The following is a 25,105-nucleotide window of genomic DNA, read 5'->3' on the forward strand; positions in this document are numbered from 1 at the left end:
TAAATTTAAAACCCGCCAAAACGGATGAAAGAGCCAAAAATGAGGATCAATACACCAATTATCGTAACGGATAGTATATGAAAAGCCATTTCAGGCAACTTGTCTGGATTATTTTTAAGTTTGGGAATTACCCTGAACTGTGCGCTCAAGGCGAAGGCTACCGTCAAGAACAATAAAAGTAATTTTGCAGAAACCACTTTCTCAACAGGAGTGGCAAACTGGAACCAATATTCGATGCTAACGCCGTATTTGTAAGCCATTAAAATTCCCGTAACGACCAGTAAAACCAAGGCTGTCATTCCCACAGGTTCATACTTCTTTTCGTAATTTAAAATGATGCCTGGGTCTTTCTCTTTAAGGGCTTGAGGCAAATGACCAAAGACTAACAACAAATGTCCGCCCACCCAAACTGTGGCACTTAAAAGATGGATAATTAACAAAAAATGATGGTTCATGTAAATTTTTATTGGTCACTGAAATAATTAAAACTATGCACTTTTGTGTATTTCGCTTTAGCTTCTAAAAAATGTTTGGCCACAGATTAAATGGATTATCACTGATTAATCTGTGCGAATCTTTTTAATCTGTGCGAATCTTTTTAATCTGTGGCAAATTAAAAAGCTTTAACCTTGCAGACTTTAAGTCTGCCAAACCAAATCTATGGACTTCAAGTCCATAGTGGTTTAGTTGTTTTTAAAGATACGCTTTCTCAGCAACGCTACTTTAGAATCAACCTCTAAAATGTACTTTAATACTTGCGGTAGAAAGATTTTCTTTTTCCAATTCCCTAACAGAATAGCCCAATTTTTCTAACGTAGTCGCTCCATTCACAAAATGCTGGATGTAGTAATTTCCCTGATAGTTTTGCTGCTCTAAATACTGTATCATGGCTTGCATATGGTTCTTATCAATCAAATCAGAATGCACCGTGGTGCGAACTTCAAACGGGAGCCCACTTTCGACTAATAAATGCAACGATTTTTCAAAAGGCAGAAAAAGATTGGACTGTGTTATCTTTTCAAAATGAATTGGCATGGCTTTAAAATCCAACGCAACATAATCGATCAATTGATTTTTAAGTAATTGTTGCAAAACCTCAGGTCGTGATCCATTGGTGTCAATTTTTACCAAAAAGCCCATTTTTTTGACTTCGCTTATGAGTTGAATGCTATTTTTATGCAACAGGCATTCACCTCCGCTAAAAACTACCGCGTCCAACAAGTTTTTTCTGGAATGAAGAAAAGTAAGCGCTTTTTCGAATGAAATTGTTCCTTTTCCTAATACGATTTCAGGATTGTAACAATACAAACAACGCATATTACAGCCTGCAAACCAAAGAATGCAAGCCGATTTATGCGCATAATCTAATAAAGTAAAAGGCGTTATGCTGTAAATGGGAGTACTAACATTTTCCTTCACTGAAATGAGTTCGCTGTTTGTGTTCTCCTTTTTTTCCAATATTGAAACTTTCTACGGGTCTGTGATAGCCCATTACTCTTGTGTATACTAAACATTTGGTTCTCAAATGTTGGTTTTCTTCTAAAATTGGGTTTGTTGTTTTCATATTTTTTTGAGGTTTAAAAAATTAAAATTATTTTTTTGAACCATTAAGAAATTAAGAAAATTAAGTATGATTTGGCTTAATGGAACTTAAATTCTTAATGGTTTTAAAGTTTTATAACTCAACTTTAAACTTTTTTTCTTCAATGAGAATTTCATCGCATTTTGGGCAATATTCGTGCTCGCCATTCAAATAACCATGTACGGGACATACACTAAACACTGGCGTAACGGTGATGTAAGGCAATTTGAAATTGGATATTACTTTCTTCACAAACTGTTTGCAGGCTTCCGGAGAACTGATTTTTTCACTCATATACAAGTGCAAAACCGTTCCGCCGGTATATTTACATTGCAATTCGTCTTGTAAAAACAACGCTTCAAAAGGGTCTTCGGTGTGATCCACCGGAATCTGGGAACTGTTGGTGTAATAAATATTTTCGCCCTGTCCGGCTTGCAAAATGTTCGGGAAACGTTTTTTGTCTTCTTTGGCAAAACGGTAGGTGGTACCTTCGGCCGGTGTGGCTTCCAGATTGTATAAATTCCCGGTTTCCTCTTGGAATTCTTTCATTCGGTTTCGAATATGCTCCAAGATTTCAGCAGCAAATTCGATTCCTGATGATGAAGTTATGGCATCTTGATTTCCGGTAAAATTTGCAATCATTTCGTTCATTCCGTTTACACCAATGGTCGAAAAGTGATTTCTGAAATGCTGTAAATACCGTTTGGTGTACGGATACAAACCGCGGTCGTACATTTCTTGGATAAATACTCTTTTTTTCTCTAAAGTAGATTTAGAAATATATAATAAACGATCTAATTGTTTGAATAATTCTGTTTTATTTCCTTTGAATAAATAACCCAAACGTGCCATATTAATGGTCACGACACCAATGCTTCCTGTCATTTCTGCACTTCCAAAAAGTCCGTTTCCACGTTTTAACAGTTCTCTTAAATCGAGTTGCAAACGACAACACATGCTGCGAACGGCATTGGGTTTATACGCGTTTTCATTTTCTGTTTTATTCCCATTTTCATCCAAAATATATTGGCTTCCAATGAAATTCTGGAAATAAGAAGAACCTATTTTGGCTGTATTTTCAAAAAGCAAATCGGTATTTTCTCCATCCCAATCAAATTCTTCGGTGATGTTTACCGTTGGAATAGGGAAGGTGAACGGCTGTCCGTTGGCATCGCCTTCGGTCATTACGGTGTAATACGCTTTGTTGATGAGGTTCATTTCCTTTTGAAAATGTTCGTAACGCAATTCGGTTACTTTTGTAACGCCTCTTTCCTTAGCTCGCAACAAGAGATCATAATCAAAATTATTTTCGAAAAAATGATAGTCATTTTTCGTCGGAATTTGGGTTTTCAGATCATCGGGAACGACCCAGTCCAAAGTGATATTCGTGAAAGGCGATTGTCCCCAACGCGCCGGAACATTCAAATTGTAAACAAAACTGCGAACGGCTTTCAAAACATCGTCAAAAGACAAATCATCTTTGAAAACATAGGGAGCCAAATACGTGTCAAACGAACTGAAGGCTTGCGCTCCGGCCCATTCGCTTTGCAAAATCCCAAGGAAATTCGCCATTTGTCCCAAAGCTTCCCTGAAATGGGAAGGCGCTTTGCTTTCCACGCGTCCGCGAACGCCATTAAAACCATCGTTGAGCAACACCCTCAGGCTCCAACCGGCGCAATATCCGGTCAAACAATCTAAATCGTGAATGTGGATATCGCCATTGCGATGCGCATACCCTTCCTCTTTTGTATATACTTTGTCGAGCCAATAATTAGCAATGATTTTTCCGGCAACATTATTGACCAATCCCGCATTAGAATAGGAGGTATTGGCATTGGCATTGATGCGCCAATCCGTTTGTTCTATATATTCTTCGATTGTTTGCGTGCTATCAACATAAGTGGTGTCTTCGTTTAAGCCATTCACATGTTCACGTTGCAATTTGCGCGTATGTCTGAATAACATAAAGGAACGCATGACTTCGAAATACTGTTTTTCAAAAAGGTTTTTCTCGATTAAATCCTGAATTTCCTCAACGGCCCAGGTTTCTTTGGATTGTAAATCCTGAATAATTTTTTCAAAAAGAATTTCATCAAATGCTATGGAAACACTCTGAAAGCTTTTTTCAATCGCGTCTTTTATTTTAAAACTCTCAAAAGGTTTGTATTCGCCGTTTCTTTTGATAACATATTTTTCCATAGCATGTGATGGTTTAAGGTTAGGTTATTTGGGTTTATTTTATTCTTGTTCGGAGAATTTTTTTTCTAAAAGCATAGCGCTTGGAAACAAAATGTTGTTTTCCAAATGAATGTGTTTGTGTAAATCCTGCTCAAAATCAGCTAGCATGGCATAAGTCACACGGAACGTACTGCAACCATCTGCCGGCGGTGTATAATTATTGGTTAATGCTGCTATTTTTACAAAACGATCCCCTTCGGCTTCATGCTCTTCCATCATCATGGCAATAGGATTTTTTACAGTTCCAAATTGTGGTTTCGCAATTGGTTCCTCGGTAAGCGATGCTTTTGCCATTTTTTTGATAAAGGGAAATAAAATCAGTTCTTCTTTTTTCATGTGTTGCGCTAATTCGCCTGCACAACCAATAAACAGTTCATTGATTTCGAATAATTCAGGATGATTTGCTCCATGTACTTTGCACAGTTTGTCTAAAAATGGAAGCAAAATTTGCGTTTTTTCTTCTACATAACGATGATGGGTTTTCTCAATATAATCTGCCAATAAATCCAAAGGCCAAATTTTGAAATCTATAGTACTGTCATTTTTGGTTGCCAAAACAGTGTTTAACTGCTCCATTAATTGATCCGTATCAACGTCCTTTTTTTCGCAAGCTTCCTCGATTGTTCGATTGCCTTTGCAGCAAAAATCTATTCCGTATTTTGAAAATATTGCTGCGGTTCTAAAATCTTTTGCAACGTATTCTCCGATTGTTATTTTCTCTAAAGTTTCCATAAGATCTGTTTTCGATTAAAATTTATTTAGACAAAAATAATCATTATTTTTAATAAAAGACAAATTTATCCTTAATTAATTTTTTAAATTAATTTTATTTATAAAGTGCTTATTATAAGGAGTATGTGTTTTTTAAAAATCATTTTTAATGAATATTAATTTTATAATTTAAAAAATAATAAAAAGATGATTTTTATCATGTTTTAGCTTTTTTTAAAGTCATTAATTTGCAACAAACAAATAAAAGACATTTTTGTCCTTTATTTAAATTAAAGTACATTTATTAACTAACAAAAACGGATACTTATGCTTTCAAAATCACAGGCAAGAGCATTTTTTTTAGGAGGAACAGTGGTCACCTTTTTAATCTTTATAGGATTGACCATTTATTCGTTCATGCCAAGGAATGATCAAACAAACTACAGTAAGATTACTAAAGAAGTAGTGAGAGGAAAAGAAATTTGGGAAACTAACAATTGTATGGGCTGTCATACCATTATGGGCGAAGGAGGATATTATGCTCCGGAGTTGACAAAGGTGATGGAACGTCGTGGCGAAGGCTATATCAAAGCGGTTTTGATGTCGCCTATTCCTTGGGCACCAAACGGGCGAAAAATGGTAGCTTATAAAATGAATGAAGCGGATGCCAATGCCATGGTTGCCTATTTCCAATGGATTGGAAAATTAGATTTAAATGGTTTCGACCGAATCGTTTCTCCTTTAGCTAAAGAAAATAATTAAAATTTTTAAAAATGAAATATAAATCACAAAAAGTAGCCTACTGGTTTTTTGCATTGTGCATGCTTTTGTTCTCGCTGCAAATTGTCTATGGCTTTATCATGGGCTTTGACCGAATAGGAATTCAAGGATTACATGAAATTATCCCTTTTAACGTGGCACGAGCGGTGCATACTAATTTGTTGGTGGTATGGTTGTTAACCGGTTTTATGGGTGCGGCATATTACATTATTCCCGAAGAAGCGCAGCGCGAATTAATAAGCGTGAAATGGGCTTATGTTCAACTGATTTCATTAGCTATTGTTGGCGTTGTTACTATAATTGGCTTTCACTTTAACCATTGGGAAGGTAGAAAATTTCTTGAAATTCCAAGAGAGTTGGACTATTTAGTAGTTGTAAATGTACTGTTGTTCTTATTCATAATTTTGGGTACACTTTTCAAAGGAAAACGACAAACTACAACGGCTTTAGTACTATCAATGGGATTGTTTTTTGCAGCGTTGCTTTATATACCCGGAATGATTTGGTTTGACAGCCAGGTAATGGATTCATTTTTCCGTTGGTGGGTGGTTCACTTGTGGGTTGAAGGCGTTTGGGAATTAATTATGGGAGGTATTCTTTCGTTCTTATTGATCAAGTTAACCGGAGTGGACAGAGAAGTTATCGAAAAATGGTTGTACGTAATTGTTGGATTAACTTTCCTTTCGGGAGTTTTGGGAACTGGGCATCACTACTACTACATTGGAGTAAATAAAATTTGGTTGATCGTTGGTGGAATTTTCTCTGCCTTAGAACCTTTGGCTTTCTTAGCAATGGCATTATTTGCTGTAAACATGTACAGAAAAGGGGAAAAAAGTCATCCGAACAAAATTGCTTTATTCTGGACTATTGGTTCAGCTATCGTTTCTTTTGTAGGCGCAGGATTACTTGGTTTTGCACATACATTACCACAAACAAACTTGTATACGCATGGAACTTTAGTAACTGCAATGCACGCTCATTATGCATTCTGGGGCGCTTATGCGATGATTGTTCTAGCGATGATTAGTTATGCTTTACCCAATTTAACGGGGCGTAAACGTTACGAAAGTTCGCAAGGTATGATGGCTTTTTGGCTATCGAATATTGGAATCTTGGGGATGACTGTAGCCTTTGGTGTTGCCGGAGTTGCTCAAGTGTATATGGAACGAAAAATGAAAATGGATTTCATGGTTGTTCAAAGCGAAATCAGCATCCATTTTGTAGTGCTTCTTATTTGTGCTACCATGTTTACCATAGGAATTGGTCTGTTTATTTTTGATTTTATCAAATACGGCAGACTTACAGATGAAGCTCTAGATACCGACAATCAAGGACATAGAGTAGATGGGTATAAAATTGATGGCCATGTAATTGAAAATTTAACAGGAACAAGTGAGAAAAAAGGAAAAACAGTGATTTAAAACTGAAACCTTTTTCGTGAACGGAATACTTAAAATAAAATTTCCAGAATGCTTTAACCACCGTTTTTTGGAATTGCATTTCCGAAAAAACAATAGTTATCGTGTTCTGGTTTTTTTCTAAAATAAAAAAAATGTTAGTAAATATCCCATATTATCACGCGGTAGGCAAAGAAAAAGAGGTCTTTGAACACGCCTATAAAAACAAAATACCTTTCCTGTTGAAAGGACCAACCGGAACCGGAAAATCCCGTTTTGTGGAATACATGGCACATCAATTGGATAAAAAAATCATCACAATTAGCTGTCATGAAGAAACATCTTCTACGGATTTAATTGGTCGATTTATAATTAAAGGTGCCGAAACGGTTTGGCTTGACGGTCCATTAACCACTGCCGTAAAAGAAGGAGCGATTATTTATTTGGATGAAATCGCCGAAGCGCGACCAGATGTTATTGTGGCCATTCACTCGTTGACGGATCACAGAAGAGAATTATTCATAGACAAATTAGGCGAAACCGTAAAAGCGCATGACGATTTTATGTTGGTTGCTTCCTTTAATCCCGGTTATCAAAGAGGTTTTAAAGAACTAAAACCCTCGACTCGTCAGCGATTTATTGCCGTTTCTTTTGAATATCCGGAAACGAAAATTGAAACTGAAATTTTGGTAAAAGAAACGAATGTGGATACTGATGTCGCCAAAAAACTGGTAGCCATTGGGAACAAAATCAGAAACCTAACCGAATTGGGGTTGACAGAAACCGTTTCGACCCGACTTTTAGTGGATGCCGCCAAAATTATTCATTCTGGTCTTCCAAAACGATTGTCGGTTCATGTGGCTATTGTAGAACCGTTAACCGATGATTTACAAACGGTGGAAGCATTGAAGGATTTGTGTGATTTGATGATATAGAAAAAAGTGGTCAGTGGTCAGTTTTTTTTAGTGTTCAGTTGCATGAATGATTAAATAAGTGTTCCATTGATAAGAAAGCTACTTTTACTTTTATCAAAATAAAAATAAATACTAAAAATGAATACTATTACTGAGCACTGACGATTAAATTATGGTTCACTAATATAACTGATCACTTGGAAAAGATGGGTTTCGAAATAGACGAATATATAGTTGGGAAGTTATTCAGACACTTAAAAAAAAGTAAAAAGATACATCCCGAAATTACTGCAAGAACTGTAACGCTTAATGATATAAAACCGCGATTGACTATTTTGGCTCGTGCTTTGACGGGAAAACCAATCGAAATTTTCCCCGCCGAAAGAGAAGGGGGATATAAAAACAATAATTTTTTCCTCCCCATTTCTTTTTCCAAATTACCTACGAAAAAAGACAACCTTACTTTTTATCTTTTTAGGATTTTGTATCTGAGCGTACAACAGCGGTTGAATTTGAATTGGACTTTGGAAGAAAAAGACCAGCCATTGGCACTTTCACAACAAAAAGCATTTGAAACATCTGAAGCTGTTCTGGCCATTTTGTTTGAAGAATTTTCTATCGATAAAAAATTTCATACCGAAACAAAACTGCATTTCATTCAAAAGGAAAACGGAAAAAATACTCCTGATTTTTCTTGGCTGTATGGCAAATGGATGCAAAATGAAATAGAAAAAAATAGCAATACCATTCTCGAAAATTTCTCTGATAAAACCAAAAAAGCTAATGAAAATCAGGCTTTAACCACTTTAAAAACAAAAGCGGTCGAAGAAGTGATTACTGTTGAGGTCGATAAAAAACAACAGGAAGATTATGTATTGCTTCACAATTTTGAAAAAGTGGAAACTGCCGAAGAATTCAATGGAACTTGGCGCGATTTTGATGGTTCGGACGAATTAGAAGAACATCAGGAAGCATTGGAAGAGTTGAATATGAAATACACGGTTCGGGTAGATGATACGGCACATTCCGTTTATCAATCTGATTTTATTGAGAATACTTCCATCTCCGAAAGTGCTGAAATTGATGCCAAAGGATTCCATCTTACCTATAACGAATGGGATTTTAGTAAGCGTATTTATAAAGAGAATTTTTGTAAAGTGTATCCGAAATCACAACAGAAAACGGACCCTAATTACTATAAAAAGACCATTGCAAAAAATGCTTCGACCTTATTGGGTTTGCGAAAAATGCTGACCAATGTCAATAACAGAATGCAACAGCAAAAACGCCAGACACAAGGAGACGAATTCGATATCGATGCTATTACGGATTTGTATATTGATGTGCATTCGAAACGGACACCTTCGGAAAATATATACATTTCAAATCGGAAAAAAGAGAAAGATTTATCGATTTTAATCCTCTTGGATATCAGTCTTTCCAGTGATGGATATGCCGCAGGAAATCGTGTGATTGATGTGGAGAAAGAAGTTTCTATTCTTTTTGGAGAAATTTTAAACGAGTTCAATATCGATTTTTCCATTGACAGTTTTTACTCCAAAACTCGAAATTTTTCGACCTATTTAACGGTAAAGGATTTTGATGAAAACTGGAATATCGCCAAACATAAAATTGGAGCGATAGAACCCAATGGCTATACCAGAATTGGAGCTGCTTTACGTCATGCCGGCGCAAGACTTGATAAAAGAAACACCAAAAACAAATGGGTCATCCTGATTTCTGACGGAAAACCCAATGATTACGATAAATACGAAGGAAAGTACGGCGTGAATGATGTGAAACAAGCACTTCGGGAACTCAATAACAGAAATATTAATTCCTATGCTTTGGCTATTGAAGCCCAGGCAAAATATTATCTGCCGCAAATGTTCGGGCAAAATCACTATCAAATTCTAACAACACCGGTCGAACTATTGCGATCCTTGGTGCAATTGTACGAAAAAATTAAACATCAAAAATAAATATATAATGAACGATATTTCCAATACCACAACACTTCCTGATGGACATCCGGTTCAGATTTACTTTCAGGAAAACGACATTATTCATGCACTTTTAGAAGAATTATCAGCTGTAAATCCTGAGGATGATTTGCAGAAATATACGAATATATTCAATCAGCTTCACACCATCGAGAAACGATTTTCCCGTAAAGAAAATCAGCTTTTTCCGTTTTTAGAAAAAAAAGGATGGAACGGTCCTTCTCAGGGAATGTGGTCCTTTCATGATAATTTAAGAGAGCAATTCCGTTTAATTCAGTACTATCTTAAAATGAATAATCCGGAGAAAATTAGTATCAATACTCCTTTTCTGGTCAATGGAATCGACCGATTGATGCAGATGGAAGAAGCGGTTTTGTTTCCAAATGCCTTAGAACTCCTTACTGAAGCCGACTGGATTGAAATGCGCAAAGGTGAAGAAGAAATTGGCTGGATGCTGCCAGAAGCTCCTGCTCCTTATCCAAAACAAGAATACATTCACCCAAGTGAAGATTTTACCAAAAGAGAAATGTCTTTTTCACTCGAAAATACGTCTCATTATGATGAAGGATATATGACGGCGGAGCAGGTAAATTTACTTTTTAAAACGATGCCGTTAGATTTGACTTATGTTGATGAAAACGACAAAGTGATTTTCTATAATCGGGGAGAAGAACGTGTTTTCCCCAGAAGTGCCGGGATTATTGGTCGGGAAGTCAAGTTTTGTCACCCACCAAAAAGTGTGGGAACCGTGCTTAAAATCTTGGATGAATTTAGAAAAGGAACAAAAAACGAATCCTCATTTTGGATTAATTACAAAGAACGTCTGATTTACATTCGCTATTTCGCGGTCAGGGATGCCGATAAAAACTACAAAGGTGTCATAGAAATGTCACAGGACATTACCGACATCAAGAAAATAGAAGGCGAAAAACGATTGTTGGACTGGGATTAATTTCACTGTGAAAATAGCCATTATTTTTAACCTCCTCTTTGCTTGCAACAAGATTCCAACTCATAAATTGTGAAGGGGGGGTTATTCTTAAAACACTGGGTTAATAAAATAAATTTCAACTATATGTGTCCAAAATACCAACGCAATAACCGAAGAACACTGCTTTTATTTGTATTATGTCCATTTTTTACACTGACTCTTTTCAGTTTCATATTTTTTAAAAATGTAAAAGCAGAAGAACATCATCTTGAAATAAAAACCCCTGATGAAGCGATTGCGGATTTAAAAAATGGCAACCTGCGGTTTTTAGAAAATAAGTCCGTTCACCTCAATTATGCGCATGAAATTGATCTTACAAAAAAAGAACAACATCCGCATACATTGGTTTTAACGTGTATTGATTCTCGGGTTCCCCCTGAAATTATCTTTGACCAAGGTATTGGAAATCTATTTGTAGCAAGAGTTGCCGGTAATATAGAAGACGATAACATTTTAGGCAGTATGGAATTTGCCACTACAATTAAACACACCAAGCTTATCTTGGTGTTAGGACACAATCATTGCGGTGCAGTTCAAGGCGCAATTGATAATGTTGGTTTAGAACATTTAACCCAGCTCACCTCACAAATCAAACCATCCATAAATCCACACAAAACGTATCCATTATCGGACTATACCATTGATGATACTTCAAGAAAAAATGTTGTGTTGACCATTGAAAAAATCATACGAAAAAGTGTCACACTAGAACATCAATTAAAAAATAAAGAAATAAAAATCATTGGTGCTTATTACGATATCACTAATGGAAAAGTAGCTTTTTTAGAAAATAATGGGGCACTCAAATGACACTATAAATACAATCCTATAAAATGAACACACTCAAAATCGATTACAAAAACATCTACTATCCGCCAGGAGGTATTTTGATGTGGATTATTATTTTCTTGGAGCTAATCACTTTCGGAATGGCGCTGTTAGCATTCGTTTATTACGGAAAAGAGCAGCCTGAATTATTTCATCAGTCACGGTTGCAACTCAATACTACTTTTGGAGCAATAAACACTATTTTTTTGTTGACGAGTGGTTTTTTTATGGCCAATGCAGTCTTGGAGTTTAAAAACAATAACCGTTTAAAGTCGTCTTTGTATTTTAAATTGACCATGCTTGGCGGAACATTATTTTTAATATTAAAAGGAGTTGAATACTATCATAAAATGGAATCGGGTATCACTCCAGAAACCAATGTTTTTTTTACTTTTTATTGGTTGTTAACCGCTTTTCATTTGATTCATGTAATCATGGGTTTGGTGATTTTAATCTGGACCAACTATGGAATGACCAAGAAAAATTCAGATACAGGTATTGACGATGTTGAAGCCTGCGCTGCTTTCTGGCACATGTGTGATTTGATTTGGTTGTTGCTATTTCCTGTTTTGTACTTAATTTTTTAGAAAATGAAAAAAACACTTTTTATTACGTATGGTTTATTGATTGTATTGACGGCTTCAACCGCTTTGATTTCGAATACAATGTCTGTTTCCGGACTTGCAATTATTTTAATTATGGGATTATCCGTACTGAAATTTCTCTTGGTTTCTTTCGAATTCATGGAACTTAAAAAGGCAAATGCTTTTTGGAAAGTGAGTCTGATTTCGGTTTTAGGGTTGATTGTTTTAGGATTAATTTTATAAAAAAAGGCTCTTAAATAAAAGTTAAAAACATGACAAATGTCATAATAAAGGATAAAGTTATCTTTTATTTTTACACTATAAATCACGATTAATTTAACACCTGATTATTATGGAAATTACATTTAATTTTAACAAACAAAGTAGGGTAGTAGCCATTGCTTTTTTTGTAGCCCTTGGTTTGTTTTCTTGTTCTAAAAATGAGGAAAAAGACGCAAAATATTATGAGAGTATTAAGATAGAAGGTCAAAAAACAGCAGAACTGACTGCACCACCTTTTGTTCCTAAACCCGTGGGCGATCGTGCAGCCACTAAATTGGTGGTGAACATGGAAATAAAAGAACAAGAGGGCGAAATGGTAGATGGTGTTAAATATACCTATTGGACCTTTGGTGGATCAGTTCCTGGAAGTTTTATAAGAACTCGAGTTGGTGATGAGGTAGAATTTCATTTGAAAAATCACCCGGATAATAAAATGCCGCACAATATAGATTTACATGCGGTAACTGGACCAGGCGGAGGAGCAACCTCTTCATTAGTGGCACCGGGACATGAAAAAGTATTCAATTTCAAAACGTTGAATCCAGGCTTGTATGTATACCATTGTGCTACAGCTCCTGTTGGGATGCACATTGCAAACGGTATGTATGGTTTGATTTTAGTGGAACCTGAAGGTGGTTTGCCTCCAGTTGACAAAGAATACTACATTATGCAAGGCGATTTTTATACCAAAGGAAATTATGGAGAACAAGGCTCTCAACCATTTGATATGAATAAAGCGATTAAAGAGCAACCTGATTACGTAGTGTTTAATGGAAAAGTAGGGGCGTTAACAGGTGATAAAGCATTAACAGCCAAAAAAGGAGAAACAGTACGTATTTATATGGGTAATGGTGGGCCAAACTTAGTATCTTCTTTCCACGCAATTGGTGAAATATTCGATAAAGTTCATATAGAAGGAGGCGATTTGATCAACAAAAACGTCCAAACAACTTTGATACCAGCCGGTGGCGCTGCAATAGTTGAATTTAAAGTAGATGTTCCCGGTACGTTTATCCTGGTAGATCACTCTATTTTTAGAGCTTTCAACAAAGGGGCATTGGGAATGTTAAAAGTAGAAGGAGAAGATAATAAGCCAGTCTATTCTGGAACAACACAAGAGGGGATTTATTTGCCGGAAGGTGGTACCATACAAAATATGCCTAAAGTGAAAGGTACAACTAAAAGCGTTGCGGTAAAAACTGTAGCAGAACATGTTAAGGCAGGGAAAGAACTATACGGAAGAACCTGTCTAGCCTGTCACCAATCAGAAGGGCAAGGAATTCAAAATGCCTTCCCTCCATTAGCCAAATCAGATTTCTTAAACGCTAATTCAGGCAGAGCAATAAATGCAGTTTTACATGGATTGAGCGGAGAAGTTACTGTAAATGGTAAAAAATTCAATAACGTCATGACCAGTCAAAATTTGACCGACGATGAAGTAGCCAGCGTGTTGACTTATGTGTATGATAGTTGGGGAAATAATAAAACGGTTGTAACGCCTGCAATGGTTAAAACATTAAGAGGAAAAGTAGCTCCAAAAGTAAAAGATATTCATGAATAAAAACGGGATTGAATCCAAATCTAAACAAGTATTTAACAATAATTATAATAAAATGAAAAAGTATATTTTATGCATCGGAATGATGGGATTGGCTTTACAGGGATACAGTCAAAGTGCTGATAAAGGAAAAGGAGTTTATGCGAAAACGTGTATTGCTTGTCACCAAGCTACCGGGCAAGGAATTCCGGGTGCTTTCCCTCCTTTAGCCAAATCAGATTACTTAAATAAAGATGTGAATCGCGCTGTAAAAGGTGTCGTAAAAGGGTTAACGGGGCCAATTACTGTAAATGGTAAAAAATTCAGTGGTGCCATGCCCGCACAAGCATTGAGCGATCAACAAATAGCGGATGCAATGACTTATGTCTACGCAAGTTGGGGAAATAACAAAACCACGGTTACACCAGCAATGGTAAAAGCCCAAAGAAAATAATTCGTACAGCTTAAAAGAAATTAGCCATGTTAAATATGAAAAGATTTTTGCCACTATTTTTGTTTCTTATTACAGCATCGCTATGGTCTCAAGTTGTTAAAATGGCTTCTATTGAAAGGGGGACTTTTGTTCCCCTTTATGGAGCTACAAGTAAAAAACCAGTACAAGTTGACGCTTTTAGCATGGATATTTATCCGGTTAACAATGCCCAGTTTTTGGAATTTTTGAAGAAATATCCAGAAAACAGTCGCTCTAGAATGAAAGGTATTTTTGCCGATAAAAGTTACTTATCACAATGGGAAAGTGATTTTAATTATGGCTCTGCCAATTTAAGTACTGCTCCGGTAACGAATATTTCTTGGTTTACAGCCAAAAAATATTGTGAGTGCCAAGGAAAACGATTACCCACTATGGATGAATGGGAATATGTCGCCATGGCCGATGAGAAACGAATTGACGCACGTACTAAAGAAAGCTTCAATAATTACATCTTGTCTTGGTATGAAAAGCCAAAAACCTATGCAAATCCGGTAGGTCGCACCTTCAGAAATTATTGGGGTGTTTATGATATGCATGGATTAGTTTGGGAATGGACAGCCGATTTCAATAGTGTTTTTCTTTCCGGGGAATCCAGAAAAGATAAGGATACGGACCGGAATCTATTTTGCGGAAGCGGTTCTGTCAATGCAACAGATTTAATGAATTATGCCGCTTTTATGCGCTATGCTTTCCGAGGAAGTCTTAAGGCACGATTTACTACAAAAAACCTCGGTTTTCGATGTGCGAAAGATAAAAAGTAGCGCTCAAAATCAACTCAAATGACAACAGAAATGAAATCAAATAGTCACAACACCAGCTTATTAGTACAAGCGAATTCTTCAAAGATAAAAACTAAAAAAAACATCTGTAAAACGCTTTTTTTAGGATTCGTTTTAATTTTTTTATCACTTCAATCTTGTGTTAATAAATCAAAAGCGGAAACAATAGACAAACCTATTTCGGATTTATCCATTTATAATCTTCCTTCAAAATGGACCAATGAAGAAGGTGAAAATCTAGAAATGAAAGATTTGAAGGGAAAAGTGCTGGTTATGGTTATGATTTATACTTCATGTAAAGCTGCTTGTCCAAGATTAGTGGCAGACATGCGTAATATCGAACAAAGATTACCCAATAACATTAAGGATAATGTAACATTGGTTTTAGTGAGTATCGATCCTGCTGTAGATACACCCAAACGTTTGAAAGCATTTGCTGTTGAAAATAAAATGGACGGTCCACAATGGGTTTTCTTACGCTCAACAGAAGAAAACACAAGAGAATTTGCAGCAGTTTTGGCTGTAAATTATAAAAAAATAGCGCCATTGGAATTCTCCCATTCCAATATCATAAGTGTATTTAATGCTGATGGGGAATTAGCGTATCAACAAGAAGGTTTAGGTGTCAATTCAGACCAAACCATTCAAAAGATTACTGAGGAAGCTCAAAAAATAAATTAAACATGAAACTATTTAAAATAATTGGTTTGTCATTTTTAGGAATGGTAAGCATGGGGACTTATGCGCAAGAATTAGATGTAAACCTGCAACTCAGACCGCGTTATGAATACCGAAACGGTTTTAAAAACTTGATGCCAAATGGCGAAAAGGCAACTTCATTTGTATCGCAACGTTCCCGATTAAATTTTAATTACAAGCAAGAAAAATTAAAAGCCAAATTGACTTTTCAGAACATTCGTACTTGGGGTGATGTGGCAACAACAACACAAGTTGATAAAAACGGAATTGCTTTATATGAGGCTTGGGCACAATATGATTGTGATGCCAAATGGAGTGCACGCTTGGGTCGCCAAGTGATTTCGTATGACAATCAGCGTATTTTTGGAGAAATTGATTGGGCGCAACAAGGACAAAGTCATGATGCTGCTGTAATTACGTTTCATCCTAAGAATCATCAATTGGATTTAGGTTTTGCTTTGAATGCCAATGCAGAAAATTTATTGGAGCCGAAAACCGCCTATACAACAAATTACAAAAACTTGCAATATGCATGGTATCATACCCAGTTTAGCAAATTGAATTTGAGTTTGCTACTGTTAAATACCGGATATGAATTTGAAAAAACCATTGGCAATTTAGAAATAGATTACAAACAAACCTTTGGTACTTACCTTTCTTTAAAGGAAAAAAAATGGGATGCTAATTTTGGGGCTTATGGACAAACTGGAAAAAGCGTCGATAAAAAGGTAAACGCATGGTATGTGGGAGCTTTCCTTGGTTATGCGGTCACCAATACATTCAAAGCGGGATTAGGATATGAATATCTTTCGGGTAAAAACCAAAACGATAGCAGTTCTGACATAAAATCGTTTAGCCCAATTTTTGGAACCAACCATGGTTTTAATGGCTTCATGGATTATTTTTATGTAGGAAATCATCAAAATAGTGTGGGATTACAAGATGCCTATTTAAAGTTAAATTATGTGTCTAATACATGGCAATTTACGTTGATGCCACATGTTTTTAATGCGCCGAATACTGTTTTGGATACTTCCAATAAAAAAATGGACAGCTATTTAGGAACAGAAATAGATTTCACTGCCAGTTACACCCTTCAAAAAGATATAATAGCTTCGGCTGGGTATTCCCAAATGTTTGGTTCTGGAACTTTAGAAAGATTAAAAAATGTTGCTGATGCCGCCAATACCAACAATTGGGTTTGGGTTATGATTTCTTTTAGTCCTAGACTATTTAGTTTAAAATAAAACACGTTTGTATTGGTTAAAAAAGGATTTTAGGTTGTTTGTTCTTAATGGATGTCGATTATAGTAGTACTTTTAGTAGTAAATTTCTAAAACGATTTTGCTTTTTGAATTGTCAACTAGTTTTTCAATTCTTTTATAAAAGTCGGCATTTACCATTGGACAGCCAAAACTTTTGCATATTGGTTTATCCTGTTCTTCATAAGGCACTTTATCATATTTATGAAGAACAATATTTCTGATAAAAGCATTATTGTTGGTTTCGTCTAAACCGTATAATTTGTATGCTTTTCCAAAGTTTCCAGTATAACTATTTCCGATGTAGTATTTGCCTAATGATGTACAAAGAGATTGGTTAATATTACTGAATTTTAGTTGGCCGTCAATTTGTGTTTCTGAACCAAAACCGTGAGTAACCAAACCCTGGTCAATTATTTTATTGTTTTTTAAGTCATAAACAAAGAATCTGTTTTTTCCGGACATAATTTTCATGTCAATAAGAAATGCGATTTCATTGTTATAGTTAGGATTGTTGGTAATGAATTTCTTTATAATACTAGCTCGGCTCAAAAGTTTTTCTTCTGTTGAATCATCTGATACAGAAATTAAAGAAGATTTATTTTTAGTATTTTTTGAAAAAATATTGATACTAAAAAAGAATATTCCCATTGAGATTAAAACGAAAATTAGTTTTCTCATTTCAGTGTTCTTAGATATAGTTTTTTGTCTTTATAGTAGGACTGTCGAAAACTCAAATACGAATGTCAATCCAAAGAGGATGAATTTGCATAAAATGTCAAGATTATTATTGTACAAAAATAAGCTTTTATTTCTTACTGTATTGGTACTTAGTGTATTATTAACAAATGAAAGAAAATAAGTTATTAATGAATTCTATTAAATATTGAAATCAAATATTGGAATGTGTATTTACTCTCGGTAATCATAAAAAAAATCAGGTGTGTTTAAAAATAAATTCTAAAAATATTCTTTTGTAACTGATACGTTTAATCGCTGTAGAATCTGAAAATATATTTACTTTTGTCCCATGAAAAAAATCATATTCATAATTGTATTGATCATGCTTGTAAAGCCAATTCTACCGGTTTTAGAGTATGTCGTGAATTATGAATACATTTCAAAAGTACTTTGTATTAATAAGGACAAACCTAAAATGCAATGTAACGGGAAATGTCATTTGATGAAAGAATTAGCGAAAGCTTCTGATGCTGAAAAGCCCCTCTCTTTAGATAAAAAAGGAACTTCTCCAATACTTGACATACTCATTTTTGAGGAAATCAAATCTTTCGAAATTGTACCCGTTTGTTTTGGAACCAAAGAAAAAATAAATCATTACTATTCTAATTTATACTTTCACTTGAATAGTAATTCTGTTTTTCACCCACCCACTTTCATTTCTTAAAATTTTGATGCACGTAGTGTGCTTTTATTAATCCGTTTTATGCAACGGATGAGATTCTGTTTGCTTTTTTTGGAAATAAATTGTCCAAAAATGGCATGCAAATCAACATCCATATTTAAAATAAAAATCTAAAGAAATGAAATTTCAATTAAAAAATATACTGGCTGTAGTGGCTATAGCACTTGCGTTTTCCTCCTGTTCCTCAGATAGTGAAACTCCTATTGTTGATGAATTAGCAGAATTGACAAAATTCAAAGAAATCACCAACACCACCCATACTATCGAATTGTATGCTCACATGGGAGCTTTAGAACAAGGTTACAACGAAATCAATTTAAGAATTAAAGACAAAGCAAGCGGAAATTACGTAAAAAATGCAACTGTCAGTTGGATGCCACTGATGCACATGACTATGATGACGCATTCATGCCCAAAATCAGAAGTTGAAAAAATAACGGCTGATGGAACTTTATACAAAGGAAACATTGTTTTTCAAATGCCTCAAAATGCCACGGAATATTGGGATTTAAAAATAGATTATACGATTGATGGAACCACTTATACGGCAACTTCAGTAATTGATGTTCCGGCTTCGGCTAAACAAAGAGTGACTACTTTTACAGGTTCTGATAATGTAAGATATATTGTGGCTTATGTTGAACCACATCATCCAAAAGTGGCACTGAATAATATTACGGTTGGTGTTTATAAAATGGAATCGATGATGAGTTTTCCAGTAGTTGACAATTTTAAAGTTAAAATTGATCCAAGAATGCCAAGCATGGGGAATCATGGTTCGCCAAACAATGTTGATTTAACGCAGTCTATTTTGGACAAATTATATCACGGAAAATTATCATTGACCATGACCGGTTTATGGAAAATCAACTTACAGCTTTTAAATGCATCTGATGTTGTTTTGAAAGGTGAAACCATTACGGATTTAGTTCCGGCAAGCAGTATTTACTTTGAGATAGAATTCTAATTCTATTTCATTTTCTTAACTAAAAAAGGTCAATAAAATCAAATGTATTGACAGCTGTTCTTTTGGCCTTTTTTTAATTTTTCTATCATGAAAAAGAAATTATACGGTTTTGTACTCTTATGTTTCACTTCTATAACTCTTTTTGCACAAGGTCAAGTTATAGATGCGGTCGTGCCAAAAAAACTAAATGAAGTGATTGTCATTGGAAAAAAAACGCAATTATATCAAAAACAAACCAAACCTCTGGCTACAGTAGAGGAGTATTTGCAGCAGTCCGGAAAAGTTGGAATGATTAAAAGAGGCGGATATGCGTGGGAGCCAATAATTAACAGTATGGCTACCGAAAGAACGTTGATTACCATAGACGGAATGCGTGTTTTCGGGGCTTGCACTGACAAAATGGACCCGATAACTTCTTATGTTGAGGTTTCCAATTTATCAAAAGCCACAATTACATCGGGACAGCAAGGCGGTTGTCATGGGGCAACTATTGGCGGATCTATTGATTTAAAAAGAAATCGCAGCGGATTTATAAATTCCGGTTGGGATGTTTCACTACATTCCGGTTTTGAAAGTAACGGCAATCAAAAAATTATTGGATCGGCAATCAATTACGCAAACAATCGTTTTTATATCGATACTGATTTCATGTATCGCGATGCCGAAAATTATTCAGCAGGAAACAATCAAGAAGTTCTGTTTTCACAGTTTAGAAAATTCAATATTTCTGCCACTTCTGGTTTCTCTTTTGATGAAAATAAAATGTTGGAAGCTTCATTAATCTATGATAAAGCAACTGATGTGGGTTATCCTGCACTACCGATGGATGTTTCTTTGGCGGAAGCTTTAATCACTTCATTGAAATTTGAATATGTTCCAAAGTCTTCAAAAATTGAAAATTGGGAAACTAAAATTTATTACAACACGATCACGCATATAATGGATGATACCAAACGTCCTTTTGTTCCTATTCACATGGATATGCCGGGCTGGAGCGATACGTACGGATTCTATTCAAAAGCCAAAGGAGTTTTTAAAAGCCATCATTTTCTGGTTGATTTGAATTCGTTTTATAACCGTTCCGTTGCTGAAATGACGATGTATCCGAGCGATCCAAATGAAAGTTTGATGTTTATGTTTACCTGGCCGGATGTGCGAACACTTTATAATGCGTTGTTTCTGGAAGACAATATCGTTTTGAACAGTCAATCCAGTTTGCGGTTTTCAGCAAGTGTTGCGAATCATTTTAATAAAGTTGCCGATGATTTAGGGCTGGAAAGTTTACAGATTTTTTATCCAAATATGAAAGACAGCAAAAATAGAATTTTAAAAAGTATTTCGTCAAATTATGCATACGATAAAAATGGGTTTCAGTATGGATTTGGACTTGCTCATGGTGAGCGTGCTCCATCGGTTTCTGAGGGATATGGATTTTATTTATTCAATAGTTTTGATAGATACGATTATATTGGAAACCCGGAATTAAGAAACGAAAAATCATCAGAAGCGAATGCTTTTATTGGTTACAAAAACCAAAAAATAAGCACTAAAATCTCGTCTTCCTATTTTCATATCTCGAATTATATTGTTGGTAAACCTGCTGAGAATTTGATTCCGATGACTATTGGCGCAAGCGGAATAAAAATCTACACTGCACTGGATTATGCTACTATTTTTAATACTGATTTGAATATCGAATATCAATTTAATAAGAACTTTAAATGGTCAGGGCAATTGGTTTACAGCTATGGGCAAGATCATAAAAAAGAGAATTTACCTTTTATAAGCCCGTTGCGGTATTCGTCTTCGTTGCATTATAGACTAAATAAATTCTCCTCTGAAATCGCGGTTCAGGGAAATGCAGTTCAAACGCAATACAGTCCTTTTTATGGTGAAGACAGAACGCCGGATTATGCAATTTTAAACTTCGCATCGAGTTATTCATTTCAGATTGATAAAAGCAAATGGAATGTAAAAGCAGGAGTAGAGAATGTTTTAGATACGTATTATTCCACTTTTTCAGATTGGAACAATATTCCTCGAAAAGGAAGAAATTTCTTTTTGAATGTTGGTTTAGGGTTTTAAAAACCATCAGATTTATAGTTTGGAACAAAAAAAGGAGCTTCAATGGAAGCTCCTTTTTTATAAATATATTTTGAATAAACTTATTCTTTTAATCGGCACGCTTTGCTGTCGCCATTCACGACAACTTCAGTCATTCCTAAAGAAGATAAGTTTTTCATGGCTTTATCCCATTTCTTACCACTCAATTCCGATTTGATTTTCAATAATCCGAAATCCATTTTGCTGTCATTCGTTTTCAAGATAGCAACAATCAGTTTTTCATCATCTTCCAATTCAATTTGAACTTGTTTTTTCTCTGGTCGCATTTGAGGGAACAACAATACTTCTTGAATAGAAGCATTATTTGTCAAATACATAATCAATCGGTCCATTCCAATTCCCATTCCGGATGTTGGAGGCATTCCGTATTCCAACGCTCTCAAGAAATCTTCATCGATTATTCCAGTAGCTTCATCATCCCCTTTTTCAGCCAATCTCATTTGGTCTTCAAAACGTTCTCTTTGGTCAATTGGGTCATTCAATTCAGAATAAGCGTTCGCTACTTCTTTACCACAAACCATTAATTCAAAACGTTCTGTCAATTCTGGATTGTCACGGTGTTGCTTACACAATGGCGACATTTCCTTTGGATAATCCGTGATGTAAGTGGGTTGAATATAATTTCCTTCGCATTTAGCGCCAAAAATCTCATCAATCAATTTTCCTTTACCCATGGTTGCATCCACATCAATTCCCATACCTCTGGCAGCGTCAAATAACTCTGTTTCACTTTTTCCTGAAATATCAAATCCAGTGAAATGTTTGATAGAATCGGTCATTGTAACTCGTGCATAAGGCGCTTTGAAATTGATGGTATGTTCTCCAAAAGTCACTTCTGATTTCCCATTTACGGCAATCGCGCAATGCTCCAAAAGATCTTCGGCAAATTTCATCATCCAGTTGTAGTCTTTGTAGGCTACATATATTTCCATGGCAGTAAATTCCGGGTTGTGCGTACGGTCCATTCCTTCGTTACGGAAGTTTTTCGAAAACTCATAAACTCCTTCAAAACCACCAACAATCAATCTTTTTAAGTACAACTCATTTGCAATACGCATGTACAATGGCATATCAAGTGAGTTGTGGTGCGTGATAAAAGGACGCGCTGCAGCGCCACCGGGAATCGGTTGCAAAACAGGCGTTTCTACCTCTAAATATCCTTTATCATTAAAGAACGAACGCATTGCATTGAACAATTTTGTTCTTTTGATAAACGTTTCTTTGACGTGGTCGTTCACGGTTAAATCCACGTAACGACGACGGTATCTTTGTTCCGGATCAGCAAAAGCATCATGCGTTTTTCCGTCAGCATCCGTTTTTACTACAGGAAGTGGTTTCAAAGCTTTTGCCAAAACCGTCAATCCATAAACATGAACCGAAATTTCCCCCACTTGCGTTTTGAAAACCGTTCCGCGAACTCCAATAAAATCGCCAATGTCCAATAGTTTTTTGAAAACTACGTTGTACATTGTTTTCTCTTCATCAGTCGAAATATCATCTCTCGAAACATAAATTTGAATACGTCCTTCAGCATCTTTCAATTCTGCAAATGACGCCTTTCCCATGATACGCTTACCCATTAAACGTCCTGCTAAAACCACTTCCTTTCCTTCGTACTTCTCGAAATCAGCTAGGATTTCGCTGGAATAAGCGGTGGTGATAAATTCGGCTGCTGGATAAGGCTCAATGCCTAAATTGCGTAATTCGGTAAGTGCTTCTCTACGTAATATTTCTTGTTCGGATAATGCCATTTTATGCTGTTTTTAAGAGCGCAAAGATACTGTATAAGTAGCAAAGTAGCAAAGTGCTAAAGGTTTTTTGGAGCTATTTCCAGCTTTCCGTTATAATCTTTTTATTTTTAAAAAAAAATAAAAAGGATTTCCACTGTAATCTGGGCTAGGAATTGTAGTTATTATTTTACATTTGGTAAAAATCACGATTCAAAATCATAAAAATTGAAAAATAAAATTTACGCTTTCCTACTCTTAGGGCTACTCGCTACAAGTTGTCAAATCACCGAAACCATCTATTTAAACCAGGACGGAACGGGAAAAATAGAAACCGAATCACTTCGCGACGAACACAGTTACATGCAATTAGCGGGTGAAAATTACTCGAAAGAAGAAAAATTCGAGGATACAACTTACGTTTTTAAGGATTTTATAACGAAATATTCGGAAACATTTTCTAAACTTCCAGCATCCGAAAAGGCCATTTTTCAAAAATATGCAACCGTAAACGTTCACATCAAGAAAAGTTCCTATGAGAAAGAATTTCGAACAAAAATCAATCAAAACTTCGATAAAATTTCAGCAGTTCCGGATTTATACAAAACCCAGGAATATGCGGATGATTTAGAACATAATTATGCCTTAACTGCCGAAAAACATTATTATAGTGTGAGTTATGCTTTTGACGGAAGTCTTTTCAAAAGAATAGTGAAAATTACAGATGAGATGGAATTAAAAAAACAGCAGGATAAAATTTCAGAATTGAAAACCCGAGTTTCCAATTTTAAAATCAACCAGCCTTATGTTTTAAAATATCATTTTCCTCGAAAAATAAAATCAGTTTCGAATGCAAATGCAAAAATAAGCGAAGATAAAAAAGCATTAGAATTGCAATTCCTGTTATCGGATTGTTTGCAAAATCCAGAAAGCACGAATTTAGAAGTGATTTTGGAACCAGAATTTTAAACATGGAACACTGCATTATTCATTCTTGAAAACTTTGTACCTTTGCCAATTAAAAATAAGGGAAAGAAATAGGATTGCTTCGTTCCTCGCAATGACAAATGAACAAAATCATCCAACTTCAAGATTTAGGAAACAAAGATTACAAGGAAACTTGGGAATACCAAGAAGAATTGTTCAAAGGAATAGTTGACTTAAAAATTAAAAATAGGAGAGAGGAAACGAGTTTACAAACGCCCAATTATTTCCTTTTTGTGGAACATCCTCACGTTTATACTTTGGGTAAAAGTGGCGATTTAAGTAATTTGCTTTTATCTGAAAAACAATTGGAAGCCAAAGGAGCCAATTTCTATAAAATTAATCGTGGTGGTGATATTACGTATCACGGACCTGGACAAATTGTGGGTTATCCAATTATAGACTTAGAAAATTTCTTTACTGATATTCATAAATACTTGCGTTTTCTGGAAGAAGCCATTATTCTTACCCTTCAAGAATATGGAATTGTTTGTGGCAGAAGCGAAGGCGAAACCGGAGTTTGGTTAGGGGCAGGAACTCCATTTGCAAGAAAAATTTGTGCCATGGGCGTTCGCGCTTCCCGTTGGGTAACCATGCATGGATTTGCACTAAACGTAAATGCTGATTTGGGTTATTTTGACAATATTATTCCGTGTGGAATTCGCGGTAAAGCCGTAACTACATTAAACGTAGAACTTGGAATTGAAAGAGTAAACGAAGAAGAAGTGAAAGAGAAAATCCTAAAACATTTCTCCCATTTGTTCGAAGCTACATTTGAGAAATCTTAAATCAAAAATCAT

Annotated in this window: 24 protein-coding genes and 1 pseudogene; 18 read left to right on the forward strand and 7 right to left on the reverse strand. The window is 35.5% G+C overall.

Annotated features, from left to right (window positions below):
• Window positions 1-5: 5 nt before the first annotated feature.
• The 5 genes from ACM55F_RS16520 to ric all read right to left on the reverse strand — a co-directional run bounded on the left by ACM55F_RS16520 (window position 6) and on the right by ric (window position 4,552).
• Window positions 6-455: a CopD family protein gene (locus tag ACM55F_RS16520; protein WP_416854948.1), complete on the reverse strand. Its 450-nt coding sequence runs from the start codon at window positions 453-455 to the stop codon at window positions 6-8.
• A gap of 274 nt (window positions 456-729) precedes the next feature.
• Window positions 730-1,419 carry an anaerobic ribonucleoside-triphosphate reductase activating protein gene (locus ACM55F_RS16525; protein WP_416854949.1) on the reverse strand — a complete coding sequence of 230 codons (690 nt, stop codon included), beginning with the start codon at window positions 1,417-1,419 and terminating at the stop codon, window positions 730-732.
• A complete protein-coding gene (nrdD, locus tag ACM55F_RS16530; protein WP_165153262.1) occupies window positions 1,403-1,564 on the reverse strand; it encodes an anaerobic ribonucleoside-triphosphate reductase in 162 nt (53 codons plus the stop codon). Before nrdD ends, ACM55F_RS16525 begins: the two co-directional genes overlap by 17 nt.
• 111 nt (window positions 1,565-1,675) lie before the next feature.
• The gene (locus ACM55F_RS16535) at window positions 1,676-3,781 is read right to left on the reverse strand and encodes a ribonucleoside triphosphate reductase (protein WP_416854950.1); all 2,106 of its coding nucleotides are present in this window, start codon (window positions 3,779-3,781) and stop codon (window positions 1,676-1,678) included.
• Window positions 3,782-3,820: 39 nt separating this feature from the next.
• Window positions 3,821-4,552 (reverse strand): iron-sulfur cluster repair di-iron protein, encoded by a 732-nt coding sequence (gene ric, locus ACM55F_RS16540; protein ID WP_416854951.1) that lies wholly within the window; start codon window positions 4,550-4,552, stop codon window positions 3,821-3,823.
• Window positions 4,553-4,858: 306 nt separating this feature from the next.
• Between ric and ACM55F_RS16545 the strand changes: the two genes are divergently transcribed.
• The 13 genes and pseudogenes from ACM55F_RS16545 (at window position 4,859) to ACM55F_RS16605 (ending at window position 17,065) form a co-directional block, all read left to right on the forward strand.
• Window positions 4,859-5,293, forward strand: a complete 435-nt coding sequence (locus ACM55F_RS16545) for a c-type cytochrome (RefSeq protein WP_416854952.1) — start codon at window positions 4,859-4,861, stop codon at window positions 5,291-5,293.
• Window positions 5,294-5,304: 11 nt separating this feature from the next.
• Window positions 5,305-6,732 carry a cbb3-type cytochrome c oxidase subunit I gene (locus ACM55F_RS16550; RefSeq protein ID WP_416854953.1) on the forward strand — a complete coding sequence of 476 codons (1,428 nt, stop codon included), beginning with the start codon at window positions 5,305-5,307 and terminating at the stop codon, window positions 6,730-6,732.
• 131 nt (window positions 6,733-6,863) lie between these two features.
• Window positions 6,864-7,643, forward strand: coding sequence for a CbbQ/NirQ/NorQ/GpvN family protein (locus tag ACM55F_RS16555; protein WP_416854954.1), 780 nt, complete (start codon window positions 6,864-6,866; stop codon window positions 7,641-7,643).
• A gap of 185 nt (window positions 7,644-7,828) precedes the next feature.
• On the forward strand, window positions 7,829-9,604 hold the full coding sequence (locus tag ACM55F_RS16560; protein WP_416854955.1) for a nitric oxide reductase activation protein NorD: 1,776 nt from the start codon (window positions 7,829-7,831) through the stop codon (window positions 9,602-9,604).
• A gap of 7 nt (window positions 9,605-9,611) precedes the next feature.
• The gene (locus ACM55F_RS16565; protein ID WP_416854956.1) at window positions 9,612-10,577 is read left to right on the forward strand and encodes a DUF438 domain-containing protein; all 966 of its coding nucleotides are present in this window, start codon (window positions 9,612-9,614) and stop codon (window positions 10,575-10,577) included.
• A 123-nt stretch (window positions 10,578-10,700) separates the two neighbouring features.
• Entirely contained in the window at window positions 10,701-11,426 is a 726-nt protein-coding gene (locus tag ACM55F_RS16570; protein ID WP_416854957.1) for a carbonic anhydrase, read from the forward strand.
• 23 nt (window positions 11,427-11,449) lie between these two features.
• Window positions 11,450-12,031, forward strand: a complete 582-nt coding sequence (locus ACM55F_RS16575) for a cytochrome c oxidase subunit 3 (protein ID WP_131915754.1) — start codon at window positions 11,450-11,452, stop codon at window positions 12,029-12,031.
• Between the two features lie 3 nt (window positions 12,032-12,034).
• Complete coding sequence (locus tag ACM55F_RS16580) at window positions 12,035-12,271, forward strand: cytochrome C oxidase subunit IV family protein (protein ID WP_416854958.1); 237 nt, start codon at window positions 12,035-12,037, stop codon at window positions 12,269-12,271.
• Window positions 12,272-12,380: 109 nt separating this feature from the next.
• Window positions 12,381-13,871, forward strand: a complete 1,491-nt coding sequence (gene nirK, locus ACM55F_RS16585; protein ID WP_416854959.1) for a copper-containing nitrite reductase — start codon at window positions 12,381-12,383, stop codon at window positions 13,869-13,871.
• A 106-nt stretch (window positions 13,872-13,977) separates the two neighbouring features.
• Window positions 13,978-14,301: pseudogene (locus ACM55F_RS16590) on the forward strand (c-type cytochrome); the annotation flags it as partial.
• A 101-nt stretch (window positions 14,302-14,402) separates the two neighbouring features.
• Window positions 14,403-15,101, forward strand: coding sequence for a formylglycine-generating enzyme family protein (locus tag ACM55F_RS16595; RefSeq protein WP_416855001.1), 699 nt, complete (start codon window positions 14,403-14,405; stop codon window positions 15,099-15,101).
• An 18-nt stretch (window positions 15,102-15,119) separates the two neighbouring features.
• On the forward strand, window positions 15,120-15,800 hold the full coding sequence (locus ACM55F_RS16600) for an SCO family protein (RefSeq protein WP_416854960.1): 681 nt from the start codon (window positions 15,120-15,122) through the stop codon (window positions 15,798-15,800).
• A gap of 2 nt (window positions 15,801-15,802) precedes the next feature.
• Window positions 15,803-17,065, forward strand: a complete 1,263-nt coding sequence (locus tag ACM55F_RS16605) for an alginate export family protein (protein WP_416854961.1) — start codon at window positions 15,803-15,805, stop codon at window positions 17,063-17,065.
• A 72-nt stretch (window positions 17,066-17,137) separates the two neighbouring features.
• Here ACM55F_RS16605 and ACM55F_RS16610 read toward each other — a convergent pair whose 3' ends face one another.
• Window positions 17,138-17,761: a murein L,D-transpeptidase catalytic domain-containing protein gene (locus ACM55F_RS16610; RefSeq protein WP_416854962.1), complete on the reverse strand. Its 624-nt coding sequence runs from the start codon at window positions 17,759-17,761 to the stop codon at window positions 17,138-17,140.
• Window positions 17,762-18,110: 349 nt separating this feature from the next.
• Between ACM55F_RS16610 and ACM55F_RS16615 the strand changes: the two genes are divergently transcribed.
• The 3 genes from ACM55F_RS16615 (at window position 18,111) to ACM55F_RS16625 (ending at window position 21,555) form a co-directional block, all read left to right on the forward strand.
• Window positions 18,111-18,485 carry a hypothetical protein gene (locus ACM55F_RS16615; protein WP_416854963.1) on the forward strand — a complete coding sequence of 125 codons (375 nt, stop codon included), beginning with the start codon at window positions 18,111-18,113 and terminating at the stop codon, window positions 18,483-18,485.
• 136 nt (window positions 18,486-18,621) lie between these two features.
• Window positions 18,622-19,470, forward strand: coding sequence for a hypothetical protein (locus ACM55F_RS16620; RefSeq protein WP_416854964.1), 849 nt, complete (start codon window positions 18,622-18,624; stop codon window positions 19,468-19,470).
• Window positions 19,471-19,557: 87 nt separating this feature from the next.
• Complete coding sequence (locus ACM55F_RS16625) at window positions 19,558-21,555, forward strand: TonB-copper family protein (RefSeq protein WP_416854965.1); 1,998 nt, start codon at window positions 19,558-19,560, stop codon at window positions 21,553-21,555.
• 80 nt (window positions 21,556-21,635) lie between these two features.
• Here the strand turns inward: ACM55F_RS16625 and lysS are convergent, their stop codons facing one another.
• Window positions 21,636-23,345, reverse strand: coding sequence for a lysine--tRNA ligase (gene lysS, locus ACM55F_RS16630; RefSeq protein WP_416854966.1), 1,710 nt, complete (start codon window positions 23,343-23,345; stop codon window positions 21,636-21,638).
• Window positions 23,346-23,549: 204 nt separating this feature from the next.
• Between lysS and ACM55F_RS16635 the strand changes: the two genes are divergently transcribed.
• On the forward strand, window positions 23,550-24,290 hold the full coding sequence (locus ACM55F_RS16635; RefSeq protein ID WP_416854967.1) for a hypothetical protein: 741 nt from the start codon (window positions 23,550-23,552) through the stop codon (window positions 24,288-24,290).
• 98 nt (window positions 24,291-24,388) lie between these two features.
• Window positions 24,389-25,093: a lipoyl(octanoyl) transferase LipB gene (gene lipB, locus ACM55F_RS16640; RefSeq protein WP_416854968.1), complete on the forward strand. Its 705-nt coding sequence runs from the start codon at window positions 24,389-24,391 to the stop codon at window positions 25,091-25,093.
• Window positions 25,094-25,105: the final 12 nt, after the last annotated feature.

Source organism: Flavobacterium melibiosi (genome assembly GCF_048158545.1).
Taxonomy (GTDB): domain Bacteria; phylum Bacteroidota; class Bacteroidia; order Flavobacteriales; family Flavobacteriaceae; genus Flavobacterium; species Flavobacterium melibiosi.